Source organism: Thermococcus sp., assembly GCF_027011145.1.
Taxonomy (GTDB): domain Archaea; phylum Methanobacteriota_B; class Thermococci; order Thermococcales; family Thermococcaceae; genus Thermococcus.
Map to the genome: position 1 here is coordinate 1 of NZ_JALVAO010000010.1, position 11,210 is coordinate 11,210.

General features: G+C 47.9%; 14 protein-coding genes. 5 read left to right on the forward strand and 9 right to left on the reverse strand.

What is annotated here, in order from left to right; translation table 11 throughout:
* Positions 1 to 314 (reverse strand): methyltransferase domain-containing protein (locus tag MVG27_RS00840; RefSeq protein WP_297555900.1); only part of this gene is annotated, 314 nt, incomplete at its 3' end.
* A gap of 6 nt (positions 315 to 320) precedes the next feature.
* A complete protein-coding gene (locus MVG27_RS00845; protein WP_297555913.1) occupies positions 321 to 1,070 on the reverse strand; it encodes a hypothetical protein in 750 nt (249 codons plus the stop codon).
* A 100-nt stretch (positions 1,071 to 1,170) separates the two neighbouring features.
* Between MVG27_RS00845 and MVG27_RS00850 the strand changes: the two genes are divergently transcribed.
* Together MVG27_RS00850 and MVG27_RS00855 are read left to right on the forward strand one after the other, a co-directional pair.
* Positions 1,171 to 1,629, forward strand: a complete 459-nt coding sequence (locus MVG27_RS00850) for a hypothetical protein (protein ID WP_297550994.1) — start codon at positions 1,171 to 1,173, stop codon at positions 1,627 to 1,629.
* 1 nt (position 1,630) lies between these two features.
* Positions 1,631 to 2,707 carry an SLC13 family permease gene (locus tag MVG27_RS00855; RefSeq protein WP_297551000.1) on the forward strand — a complete coding sequence of 359 codons (1,077 nt, stop codon included), beginning with the start codon at positions 1,631 to 1,633 and terminating at the stop codon, positions 2,705 to 2,707.
* Between the two features lie 94 nt (positions 2,708 to 2,801).
* On the opposite strand, the gene MVG27_RS00860 is transcribed toward MVG27_RS00855, so the two are convergent.
* The 5 genes from MVG27_RS00860 to MVG27_RS00880 all read right to left on the reverse strand — a co-directional run bounded on the left by MVG27_RS00860 (position 2,802) and on the right by MVG27_RS00880 (position 7,676).
* Entirely contained in the window at positions 2,802 to 3,602 is an 801-nt protein-coding gene (locus tag MVG27_RS00860; RefSeq protein WP_297550998.1) for an ABC transporter permease, read from the reverse strand.
* Complete coding sequence (locus MVG27_RS00865; RefSeq protein WP_297550992.1) at positions 3,599 to 4,366, reverse strand: ABC transporter permease; 768 nt, start codon at positions 4,364 to 4,366, stop codon at positions 3,599 to 3,601. The genes MVG27_RS00860 and MVG27_RS00865 overlap by 4 nt, the downstream gene beginning before the upstream one ends.
* Entirely contained in the window at positions 4,367 to 5,200 is an 834-nt protein-coding gene (locus MVG27_RS00870) for an ABC transporter ATP-binding protein (protein WP_297550991.1), read from the reverse strand. It lies immediately after the preceding gene.
* A 47-nt stretch (positions 5,201 to 5,247) separates the two neighbouring features.
* Entirely contained in the window at positions 5,248 to 6,534 is a 1,287-nt protein-coding gene (locus tag MVG27_RS00875; protein WP_297550989.1) for a radical SAM protein, read from the reverse strand.
* 530 nt (positions 6,535 to 7,064) lie between these two features.
* Positions 7,065 to 7,676 carry a hypothetical protein gene (locus tag MVG27_RS00880; RefSeq protein ID WP_297555902.1) on the reverse strand — a complete coding sequence of 204 codons (612 nt, stop codon included), beginning with the start codon at positions 7,674 to 7,676 and terminating at the stop codon, positions 7,065 to 7,067.
* A 303-nt stretch (positions 7,677 to 7,979) separates the two neighbouring features.
* On the opposite strand from MVG27_RS00880, the gene MVG27_RS00885 reads away from it, so the two are divergent.
* The 3 genes from MVG27_RS00885 to MVG27_RS00895 are packed head-to-tail and all read left to right on the forward strand — an operon-like array spanning position 7,980 to position 9,884.
* Positions 7,980 to 8,501, forward strand: a complete 522-nt coding sequence (locus MVG27_RS00885) for a ferritin (RefSeq protein WP_297555904.1) — start codon at positions 7,980 to 7,982, stop codon at positions 8,499 to 8,501.
* A gap of 1 nt (position 8,502) precedes the next feature.
* Positions 8,503 to 9,291, forward strand: coding sequence for an NAD-dependent epimerase/dehydratase family protein (locus MVG27_RS00890; RefSeq protein ID WP_297555907.1), 789 nt, complete (start codon positions 8,503 to 8,505; stop codon positions 9,289 to 9,291).
* Positions 9,288 to 9,884, forward strand: coding sequence for a class I SAM-dependent methyltransferase (locus MVG27_RS00895; RefSeq protein WP_297555910.1), 597 nt, complete (start codon positions 9,288 to 9,290; stop codon positions 9,882 to 9,884). The genes MVG27_RS00890 and MVG27_RS00895 overlap by 4 nt, the downstream gene beginning before the upstream one ends.
* Here MVG27_RS00895 and MVG27_RS00900 read toward each other — a convergent pair.
* Entirely contained in the window at positions 9,862 to 10,545 is a 684-nt protein-coding gene (locus tag MVG27_RS00900; RefSeq protein ID WP_297555911.1) for a ubiquinone/menaquinone biosynthesis methyltransferase, read from the reverse strand. The two genes, MVG27_RS00895 and MVG27_RS00900, sit on opposite strands and share 23 nt — an antisense overlap.
* Entirely contained in the window at positions 10,526 to 11,167 is a 642-nt protein-coding gene (locus tag MVG27_RS00905) for an ATP-binding cassette domain-containing protein (protein ID WP_297555912.1), read from the reverse strand. The genes MVG27_RS00900 and MVG27_RS00905 overlap by 20 nt, the downstream gene beginning before the upstream one ends.
* Positions 11,168 to 11,210 lie beyond the last annotated feature (43 nt).

The following is an 11,210-nucleotide window of genomic DNA, read 5'->3' on the forward strand; positions in this document are numbered from 1 at the left end:
AAGGCAACAAGGTCCGGCGTTTCGTGTATTTCAGGCGGTTTTTCGGAGAGGATTACCTCAACGTTTGTAATTCCCCTCTCACTCAGCCTCTTTTCCAGGAGTTTGGCCATCTTGGGATTGGCCTCGACCGCGTAGACCTTCCTGAAGACCCATGAGAGGGGAATTGTCAGATAGCCCGTTCCCGCCCCAACATCAACAGCAACCTTCCTCCCGACCGGAAGGGAGAGGATGTAGCGCAGTATCTCCTTTATCGGGAGGGCTCTTCTCCTCTCAGGACTGTCAAGCTGGTCCGCGAAGGCCGGATTGAAGGGCATTTTTCATCACGTCAGGTAAAGCACCGCCAATGTTATGGTGTATAGTAGCATCACGCTCCAGAACACGCTCCAGCCGAGCCTTTTGATGTCGTCAATTTTAGTAACGTACGTGCTGTCCCTCAGGTTTCTGATGAGCCTCACCGTCGGTTCTATAAGCGCCAGAACGAGGTAGGGGTTGTAGAAAACCACGAGAAAGGCAGGAAGCCAGGCTATAAGCGGGTACTTCCTTGGGAACTTTCTGAACGCCAGTTTTGTCTCGACGTAGGCCGCTCCAATGGCCTCGTAATAAGCGAGAAGGAACCAGAAGACAAGGACGTCGTAGTTGAAGGGCCTTCCCGAAACCGCTGGGGCGAAAAGAGCTGGAACCGCTGGAATAAGGTTTCCAAGGGCGTAAGTTACCGGGTTCTTCCAGCCCTTTTTTCTGGAGAACGCGAAGTGGAGGGCAAAGAGAACGGCAACAATACACATAGGAATTGCAAGAACGTTAATCAGGTTCTTAACGCTCTTCCACCAGTAAAGGGCCGGAAGGAGGTATGCAAGCCCGTTAATGCCGAGGGCAAGGGCCATGTCCCTGAGCTTCCACGCCCTGTATGAGTCGAAGGCGTAGTCAAAGGTAAAGAAAGTGATTAAAGCAACGGCGATTCCTATAAGCCAACCCCTCCAGTCTGCGTGGCTCAAGATTAAACCGCCTATCATTGAGAGGATTATCGTTCCGCCCGCTCCGGGCTCCCTTGGAACCCTAAAAATCCCGGCCATTCCTACCACCGTTCTTCCTAAATCTTCACGTTTAAATCATTTTCTGGACGAATTTGGGGAAAGGTTATACGGGTTTCCGGGTAGTTTTCATGGTGATGCCATGCCAGGCTTACCCCCAATTCGAGGCCCTCCCGGGAGGAGTGAACCGCCGGCTGAGGAAGACGCGGAAAAAGCTATAGAGCTTGTGAGGAAAGCCCTGCCGTTCTTCAGGCCCGGGAAGCCCATAGAAAGGCCAGACAGGATAGACGTCCCGGTTCTCTACCTAGACTTTGCGATAGACCGGATACACTTCAATCCATTGAGCGGAACGCCGCTACCAAAGGGCTTTCCCGGACACTTTGAGGGTTTCAAATGCCCCTCTGTTGAGGAGAAAGCCCGGGAAGTTCTGGAGGGGCTGAAAGTGATTGAGGCCTGCGAGTTCAGGGAACCGGAGGACTGCTGGATCGTGCCCCTGGCATGGAAAAGCTTTATAGTCCTCCACGTCCGCGTGAGCAGGGACGGAGAAGAGCTTGTGCCCGACTACGGCCTTACGGAAGAGGTGAGGAGGCACGGACTGTAGGATCAGAAAATTCGCCAAAAGGGAGTGGTTCTTCCTTTCCCTTCTCTCGCTCTACCTAGTCCTACTTCTCCTCGATCCCTCGCTCCTTCAGAGGACGCCCGGTTTAATCGACTGGGAAAGTCTGTCGCTTATAACCTCGCTCATCATAGCCTCGAAGGCCCTCGAGCTTTCGGGCGTTTTCGTTCGGCTCTCCTCGAGGTTGATAGCCCTCTCGGACGGTTCTGAAAGGAGGCTGATGCTGATCCTCCTGCCGGTCATAGCGTTAACCTCGGCACTCATAATGAACGATACGGCCATGCTCATCTTCATCCCGCTGGTTTCCATTACCTCGGAGCTTTCTGGCATAGACAAGGCCAAGGCAGTTACCCTTTCCGCCATAGCGGCCAACGCCGGTTCAGCTTTAACGCCGATAGGGAACCCGCAGAACGTTATAATCTGGCAGACCTACGGCCTTTCCTTTGGGGCGTTTATCCTGGCCATGCTCCCCTTCGTCCTCCTCTGGCTTCTGCTCCTCCTGGCTTTTGCGCTCTCCGTGAGAAAAAGAAGGCTTGAAGTTGGTGAGATTCCCGCTGTACCTCTCAGAAAGAAAGCCTTCCTCTCGGCCCTGTTGCTGATTGTGGCGGACGTTCTTCTGGCGGAAACTGGAAGGGCGCTCTGGACGTTTCCCCTGACTTTCTTCGTTCTGCTCCTCTTCTCCCGCGAAGCTTTACTGGCCTTCGACTGGGTACTGGTTCTGACCTTCGCCTTAATATTCGTCGACTTCGGCGAGGTTTCCTCGATCATCGCTTCCCTTGGCCTGTCCTTTCCCCACACTGGAGTTCATCTCCTGCTTGCCTCGTCGCTCCTGAGTCAGGCCGTAAGCAACGTTCCCGCGACTGTTCTGTTCATCGGCTCAAAACCCGAATGGCTTCCGCTGGCGGTCGGAGTGAATGCTGGCGGAACGGGTTTTATAATCGGCTCGCTGGCCAACCTCATAGCGGTCAGAATAGCCGGAATAAGCCTGAAGGACTTCCACAGGATTTCCGTGCCCTATTTTTTGGCCGCGCTCCTGCTCTCGATGATCTTACTTGGAATATAAACTTTTTTGGAGAAACTTGCTCCGATTTAAAGTCTAAAAGTAGCTTATAATTCCTAAGTCCTGAGATATTCGCTTTTTGCTACAATTAATTACGTTAAAATCCTTGAATACCCCTTCTTCTCATTTTTATCTCAAGTATGTGGTAACCTAGAACCCCCATTCCAAAATACCCGATGGATATTATAGAGAGGAGCACTAGTTCAGTTTTAAAACTGAAAATTGTTTTGGAACCTAAGAATACCGCTCTGAGCAGATCTATTCCCCAAGTGAATGGGAATACATAAGATATTATCAGCAAGGGTGTTGGAAGTATAGTCACCGGAAAATAGAGACCACCCAGAAGTGGGGCGGCATTTCCAAGTAATGAAACGATTTCATCCCCTTCCCTGATCACTAAAGTTAAACCGAAGATTAAAAATGCGAAACCAAAAGAAGCTATCATTGAAGTCAAAAATATAAATACTGCTAGAACACAAGTTTCTATGCTTAGGTGAAAGATGCTCATTACCAGCGCAATTATTATCAATGGCAGAGATCCCATCGTTGTTAAGCTTATTGCCAAGAATGACCAGCCGAGGATGTATTCCCATGGTTTAATTGGGGTGAGAAGGAGTTCTTCTAGTTGTCCAATCTTCATGTGCTCTCTGAGTGCAAAAATTGATGTCCATACCGCTTCAATGTAGTTCCAGTATGCGATTCCAAGGATATAGTACTCGAAAAATCTCTGAGTCCCAACGACATGTGAGAAATCTAGGAAACCAATTTTGTTCCCATACCAAACGGCAATAACAACAGGAAGAACTCCAAGAATTGGCATCAGTACATTACCATACCAGTCTATACTGTAGCGTTTTGCAGTTAGTAGAGATGCCTTTGCCAGGTATAAGAATCTCACCAAGCCTCCCACCCCCCAACAACCCTTAAATTATTTTCGGCCCTTCTGAGCAGACAGACACCTATAGAAAAGTATAGCAATGTTACGATTGTCAACATAATCAGATCGGGGGCAACATCAAGAAGAGTTTTTCCTGTTAGAATACCCCTACCAATTCTTATTGTGTATGTTAGGGGAATAATGTAAGCCACACTCTTTATCATTTGAGGGTAGGAATTAATGTTAGCAGTAACGCCGGAGGCAATTCCCAAGAGTTCCTGAGTTATAAAATTTATTCCCGCAATTCTTCTGAATCGTAGCACTAAAGCTCCCCAGAGGATAGAAAATGCAAACATATACAGCCCTGAGAGTAAGTAGAGGGAGAACATCTGAAATGAGGTTGCCTGTGATATTCCTAGAACCCAGAAGATTAGCATGGTTATCCCTGTTATGTATATACATTCCACAAGAATCCACAGTCCTTTTCCAATCAAAAAATCCAGCAGTGAGATCGGGGCGAGAGCGATACTTATTAAAGTTCCCTCCTCTCTCTCCTCTTCGAATGATTCTTGAACTCCAAAAAAATATTGATTGAGCCAGTACCACATGAGAGAACCGACCAAAACTGCTTCTCCAAAGTTTGGAGAGAACATTCTGGCAGTTAGAACCCAGGGGGCCAGCATGAAGAATGGAGTTAGTGCAAAGTTAAGCCACACTACCCGGTATCTAAGTTGTATTTTGCATTCCTTCTTAGCGATTGTTATTATTCCATTCAGGTTGACCATCTAAAGAACCCTCCTTAAAATAGAATACAGGTCATCTCTCTCAATTTGAATATTTTTGGCCCCCATCTTTGCTAGCTCTATTAGTGTTTCATCAAGCTCATTTTCGGGCACTATTTTCTCAATTTCTTCTCCGTCAACAATAGCTCTTATTTTTATGCTCTTATCCAGTTTGAGCCTTGAAAGTTTATCATCAAGTACTATCATACCACTTTTCATAACAATTAATCTGACCCTTTGAGGTAAGTCATGAAGGGTATGACTGACCATTACAATGGTTGTTCCTTTTTGGTTTAGCTCCTCCAGAAAGTTTATTATTTCTAGATAGGACTTGGGATCGAGACCGTTAAGTATCTCATCAAGAAACAGAATTTTGGGACTGTGGATTGTGGCTTTAGCCAAAAGTAATTTCCTCCGCATTCCACTTGAGTACTCCTCCACAAGCTTATCCTTTGCTTTTGCCAAATCAAGCTTCTCCAGAATCTCTAGGGCCTTTCTTTTTCCTTTTTTGACTCCATAAAGCCCAGCAAACACCTCCAGGTTTTCCATTCCTGTAAGCTTCCAGTATAAGCTCCTCTCATTTGCCAGTGCAACACCGATATGCTTAGAAAGTTTTTTCCAGTCTCTGGACACATCAAATCCTAAAACTCTAATTTCACCTTCATCGGGGAGTAACAGGCCTGTCATTAATTTGAGGAGTGTTGTTTTACCCGAACCATTTTCGCCTGCTATTACTACAAACTCCCCCTTACTAATTCTAAGGTTTATTTTTTTTAGTACCTTGGTGTTTCCAAAAGATTTGGAGACGTTAGTAAGCTGAATTACCTCGGCATTCATGATGAACCACCGTGTTCCCATTCTCTCCGACGTGTTGTGGCCATGAACTACTTGCCAGATGGTACCCAAATATCGGGTTCCACTTCCTCCATCTCCAGCAACATTTCTGCGAATTTTGGCAGTGTCTTTTGATGAAATATAGCCCAACAATCTTTCTTTTTGCCTTCAATTCGTGCATTGTATACACATCCACCACCACACACGGGGAAATACTGACAGCTCCAGCAATAACTGTCGCCCTTCCCTCCTTCGATAAACTTGGAATATTTTACTAGAAATAGCTCCGGATTATTGAATACCTCTTCTTTTGATGCTACTTTGAATTCATCCAATCCAATAGCCGATGTACACTTATATATGGAACCATCGGGACCCACGATTAGTTCATTGTCCTTATTGTATGTACACACTGATTCCGATAGGAAGGAAATTAAGGGTACTTTTCTATTTATAGCTTCCCCAATTGCATAAAGAAACATCGCTGCGTATTGTTCTGGATCTGGAATGTTACTTATCGTATGGGCACATGGGGAAGAGGGATGGCTCTCCATTCCCACGTTGAAAACAATTCGTCTATCCTCAATTTGCTCTCCAAACTTGCTTAATAGAATGTCTAGCATCTCACCATAGTGCTTCCAGTTTTGGGCATCTATAACGCTGTGTATAATAATGCGTATGTCTGTGTGTTCCAGCAGTAATTCAATGTTTTTCATTATTTTGTTAAACGTCCCATCTCCTGTGGGGAAGATTCTGCGTTTATCGTGAATTTTTGGAGGCCCATCTAACGTTATTTGGACGTATTCAAATGGATACTCTGTGATAATACGTATAGTTCTTTCGGGATCTTTGAATACTCCATTTGTTATCGCGGAATAATGTCCAACAGGAACGTCAAGATCTCTACTCACAGATAACATTTCCTCTACATAGCCGGGATCATAGAAGGGCTCACCACCAAATAGCAACACATCTACGTATCCTTTCCTGAAAATCGTAAGGAGTTGGCTCCATATTTGAACTCTCTCTTCTGGAGGTAATAATAATTGCGAATTTAGCTTTCGAGTATCCTGTTGCATGCAGTAAGTACAGGATAGGTTGCAGTTAAATGTCCAAGCATCTATTATTATCAGCCTGTTCTCTGAGGGATACTTTAACTTGTTATGGATGTATCTATTCAAAGCGTCCTCGTCCTCAAGCAAGATAAAGGAATCCTTTAGTCTTTGCGAAATGCTTTCAATGTCAGTGCTATCAGACACAACTTCAATGGATCTGGTCAATATATTGAACAACACGGCATGGCCATTGGGAAGAGTTTTGTGAATTACATACTTCATTTGATACTCCCTCCTTTTTATATTTGTTTAGTTCTCGTGTAGTGATGGTAGGGGCCGGCATAAAAATAAAAACTAGGAGGAGCTAAAACAATAAGTTTTTGCACCTCTGGCTGCGGTTGCAGCACCCTCCTGCTGGAGTGGGGCCGGATATCAGTCTTGACAGAATTGTCTTCACCATCCGTACGCCCTCCAGTTCAATTTTTTGCATAACCTGTAGGAGGATCTAAGTATTTATGATTTTCGTAAACTTATGGTTAAGAACATAAATATTAGATCAGTTATGTCATCCCATAACGGTGTAGTGGATGTTTATTTTATGTTGAACTAAATGATTAAATTCGGCCAGGTTGATACGATCTTCATGGTCATCCTTGGAGTAACATGACGGGGATAGTCTGGTTCATTAAGTGGCAGATTGAGCAGAGCTCAAGGGGATCCTCGAAGAGTGAAGTATGCTACGAGCGGAGCTGGGATTTAGTGTTCACGTGCTTCTTTTCTCAAGGATTATAAAAAGAAAAGTCTGAAAGAGGTCAGGCGAAGGTAACGCTCCTGTCCTTGAGGGAGCGGTTGAGCAGGTCGGCGTGCTCCAGCGTAACCTGATACTCCGCTATCTTCTCCAGCTTTATCTCGGTGCCATCAAGGAGTATCTTGTTGAGATAAACTTTCCCCTCGTCGAAGCCAACGGTGTAGACGAAGAGGTCCTTCTTGCTCAGGTACTCCCTTATCTTCTCGTCCTCCAGAGCTTTGGCGAGGCCGCCAACGGCGAATATCCTGACGTGGACGACGAACGCTCCGGGAACGTCCTTCTCGGCGAACCCCCTGAGGGTCTCGACGAATATCTCCTTGGTCTCTTCAATCGGCGTCTCACCGCCGAACTGAAGAACTGTGACCTGGGGAGCGAAGGCCTTGACACGCTCGGCTATGTCCTCCTCCTTGCCCTTCTCGGCCAGGAAGTGGTAGGTAACTCCCCCGCTGAGTGTTATGAAGGTCGCCTCGGTGGCGGTTGCTATGCTGGAGCAGATTATGTTCCTGCTGGCAACAACAGCCACCTTATTGAGTCCGAGATCCGCTAAAGCCTTTCCAACGAGCCTTCCGGTCAGGGCCCTGAGGTAAATCTCCTCCTCAAAGGTTGTCTTCGCCATTTCACCCCACCTCCTTACCCACTTCTGTGGGTTTGTTCTCGATTATGACCAGTGATGTTGGAGAATATAACTTTTTCGGTTTCCCTAATGAACTTTTGATAGGCTAATCTAAAACTCCTCTGGCAAAACGACAAAAAATCCGTAGGAGATTAAAGAGATTTTTGACGATTTGGTTACACAAAGGTGTGTTTTGGAAGAAAATGTCAAGCAAAGCTCCAAATGCATACATTATGACAGACACTTTTGGCGGTTCGATAGATAAACTTATAAGGTTCGAAAACAAAAAAGAGGTGAGGTGATACTATGCTGAGTGAAAGAATGCTCAAGGCCCTTAACGAACAGCTCAACAAGGAGCTCTTCTCCGCGTACTTCTACCTTGCGGTGGCCTCGTATTTTAAGGCCCAGAACCTTGATGGCTTCGCGAGCTGGATGGAGGCTCAAGCGGAGGAGGAGCTTGGACATGCTATGAAGTTTTACGACTACATCTTCGACCGGGGCGGAAAGGTCGAGCTTGAGAGACTTGAAAAGCCCAAGGGGGACTTCGAAAGCCCGCTGAAGGCCTTTGAGGCAGTCTACCTTCACGAGGTAGGGGTTACACAGTCGATATTCAAGCTGGTGAAGCTGGCCAGAGAGGAAAACGACTATGCCACCGAGCAGTTCCTCCAGTGGTTCGTTGAGGAGCAGGTGGAGGAGGAGGCAACGACGAAGGCCATAGTGGACAAACTGAGGCTCATCGGCGACCACCCCCATGGAATATTCATGCTGGACAGGGAGCTGGGAACAAGAAAGGCCCAGCTGAGGAACCTTCTTACCCAGGGTGTCTGACGTGATTCTTGTCTTCGGCGGGACGGGCTTTGTGGGCTCTTTCGTCTCTTCCCGCCTTTCTTCGGTTGATGAGGTAGTTCTGGCCGTAAGAAGACCGGGCAGGTCTGAATTCAGGCAGGTAAGTTTCAGCAGTCCGAATGAAATACCGGGTCTTATAGCCGGGCTGAACCCCGACGTGGTTATCAACTTCATCGGCGTTTTGAGAGGAGACTATTCTACGGCCCACGTTGAAATCCCAAAGCTCATCTCCCTTGGCGCGGAGGAAATAAACGCAAGGCTAATCCACACAAGCGCCCTTGGGGCGGATGAAAACTCTGAGATACCCTACTTCAGAACGAAGGCCCTTGGTGAGAAAGCCGTGAGAAAGGTTAAAAGCCATGCGATAGTCAGGCCTTCCCTCGTCCTCGGAGCCGGTCAGAGGATTTTTCGGCAGGCATTACGGTTTAGGGTTTTTCCAAAGGTGACTGGAAGGGTTCAGCCCATAGACCTGAGGGACCTAGCTGAGCTCTACCTCCGTCTCATCGACTCAAAAAACGGAACTTTCAATGCCTGCGGTGAGGAGGTCGTTCCCCTTGGGGAGCTCCTTGATAACGTTCTCAAAAGGGCCGGAAAAAGGGTGTTTCTCGTTCCGTTTCCGAAGGCAATAGCGAGGGCACTCGGAAAGGTCGATAAGTCCCTCCTCATGGCACTGAAAGACAGCGTTTGCGCCCACAACCACGCCCGGGAAATTCTCAGGAACCTAAGGCCACTTGAAGAGTCCCTCCTCTGGACGGCGGAGGGGTTGAGATGAGGTACGATTTAGCGAGTTATATCTACGAGCCCATAAACGCTCTCCTCGAAAAGCCGGCGGGGATAAGAAAAGCCAGAAGAGAGTTAATTGAAAAGGCCAGAGGTAGGGTTATTGAGCTCGGCGTTGGAACTGGCCTGAACCTTCCCCTTTACCGCGAAGGCGTTGAAGTTATTGGGATTGACGTCAGCGAGGGCATGCTGAGAAAAGCTAAGAGGAAGAAAAGCCCGGCCAGAGTGAAGTTCCTCAAAGCCGACGCCCGCTCCCTGCCGTTTTCCGATGGGAGCTTCGACACCGCCGTTTCCACCTTCTTCCTCTGCGTCGTCCCGGAAAAGGAAAGGGTTTTGAGGGAGATAAGGCGTGTTCTGAAGCCCAATGGGATTCTTCTCGCGATGGAGTGCTCCCCTCCAAGAAACCCAATCTTCAGGGGTTTTTTGAGGGGACTAAGCGCGCTAACAAGTAAAATAACCGGAACTGACTTCAGGGTTGATGTTGGAGAACTCCTCAGGAGAAACGGCTTCGATGTCATTGAGGAGAAGGGCCTCGTAAACGGCGCCGTCAGGATTTTGGTAGCTAAACCTTCCTCAGAACCATGACGAAGGCTATCCTCGGAAAGAACCACCGGATTGTGAGCACTTCAAAGCCCCGTTTCTCAAACTCCAGCGAAAGCTCCTCCGGGGAAGGAAAGGCCTCTATGGAACGCCACAGGTGGTTATAAGCTTCTCTGTTGCCCGTTAAAATCCCTCCAATGATGGGAACGACGCTCCTCGTGTAGAACCACGCCAGTTTTCCGAGAAAGCTCTCGTTTCTGGAAAACTCCAGGAGAAGAAGGATTCCGCCTTGTTTTAGAACGCGGTGGATTTCGCTAATAGTTTTCTCCCTTTCAGAGAAGTTCCTCAGGCCAAAGGCAACGCTCACCAGGTCAAAGCTCCCCTCCGGGAAGGGAATATCCTCGGCGTTTCCCACCTTAAGCTCCGCGAAGGGAACCTTTTTCTTCGCTATTTCGAGCATTCGCTCACTGCAGTCAAGGCCATAGAATCTGGCCGGGACGCCTCTCTTCTCAAGCCTTTTCATCATGCACCTTATCATGTCCCCTGTTCCGCAGGCAACGTCCAGAATGCGCGGTTTTTTGACGTCCATGTAGGCAAGGGCTATTTCACAGGCCTTTCTCCGCCACCTCTTGTCGAGACCGAGGGTTGTGAGCCTGTTAACTAAGTCATAGCGCCCGGCTATGCTGTTAAAAAGCTCCCTTACCAAGTTCCTCCCTCCGCAGGATTTTCTTAACCTTCGCGGGCCTTCCCCCGAGGACGTAAACCCTGTGTGCGACTCTAAAAAGCTCCTCGAGCTGGTGCGAGACAACTAGGACAGCTTTTCCGGAATTAGCTAATTCCATAATTATCGAAATAAGTGTTTCCTTTGACTTCTCGTCTAGTCCCGTAAAGGGTTCGTCCAGAATCAGGACGTCGAAATCTAGCAGTAAAGCCCTCGCTATCGACGCTTTCCTCCGCGTTCCACCGCTGACCTCCTTAGGGTATCTCTCAAGGAACCCCTCTATGCTGAGCCTTTTGGCAACTTTAGAGGGGTTGCACTCTTTCCCTTTGAACCTCAAACCGAGGCAGATGTTGTCGCGGAGCCTCTTCCACGGGAGGAGGTAGTCCTCCTGATAAACGACCGAGATGTTGCCACTAACCGAGACCTCGCCGGAATCAGGCTTTTCAACGCCGGCTAAAATCTTCACGAGGGTGCTCTTCCCGGTTCCGTTCGGCCCGACTATGCCCACAACCTCGCCTCCCTCAACATCGAGGTCTATCCCACCGAGGATTTTCTCGCCGTTGAAGGATTTTTCCAGATTCCTCACCAGTACCAGCGTCTCACCCATAGTTCAAGCCTCCTCAGAACGAGCTGGTCTACCGTTATCATGA

What these genes read in the sequence shown, in the direction of transcription:
- MVG27_RS00845 (WP_297555913.1), bottom strand. Translation starts at nt 1,070, where the DNA reads ATGGCCGGGATTTTTAGGGTTCCAAGGGAGCCCGGAGCGGGCGGAACG.
- MVG27_RS00850 (WP_297550994.1), top strand. Translation starts at nt 1,171, where the DNA reads ATGCCAGGCTTACCCCCAATTCGAGGCCCTCCCGGGAGGAGTGAACCG.
- MVG27_RS00865 (WP_297550992.1), bottom strand. Translation starts at nt 4,366, where the DNA reads ATGGTCAACCTGAATGGAATAATAACAATCGCTAAGAAGGAATGCAAA.
- MVG27_RS00870 (WP_297550991.1), bottom strand. Translation starts at nt 5,200, where the DNA reads ATGAATGCCGAGGTAATTCAGCTTACTAACGTCTCCAAATCTTTTGGA.
- MVG27_RS00875 (WP_297550989.1), bottom strand. Translation starts at nt 6,534, where the DNA reads ATGAAGTATGTAATTCACAAAACTCTTCCCAATGGCCATGCCGTGTTG.
- MVG27_RS00880 (WP_297555902.1), bottom strand. Translation starts at nt 7,676, where the DNA reads ATGGCGAAGACAACCTTTGAGGAGGAGATTTACCTCAGGGCCCTGACC.
- MVG27_RS00885 (WP_297555904.1), top strand. Translation starts at nt 7,980, where the DNA reads ATGCTGAGTGAAAGAATGCTCAAGGCCCTTAACGAACAGCTCAACAAG.
- MVG27_RS00895 (WP_297555910.1), top strand. Translation starts at nt 9,288, where the DNA reads ATGAGGTACGATTTAGCGAGTTATATCTACGAGCCCATAAACGCTCTC.
- MVG27_RS00905 (WP_297555912.1), bottom strand. Translation starts at nt 11,167, where the DNA reads ATGGGTGAGACGCTGGTACTGGTGAGGAATCTGGAAAAATCCTTCAAC.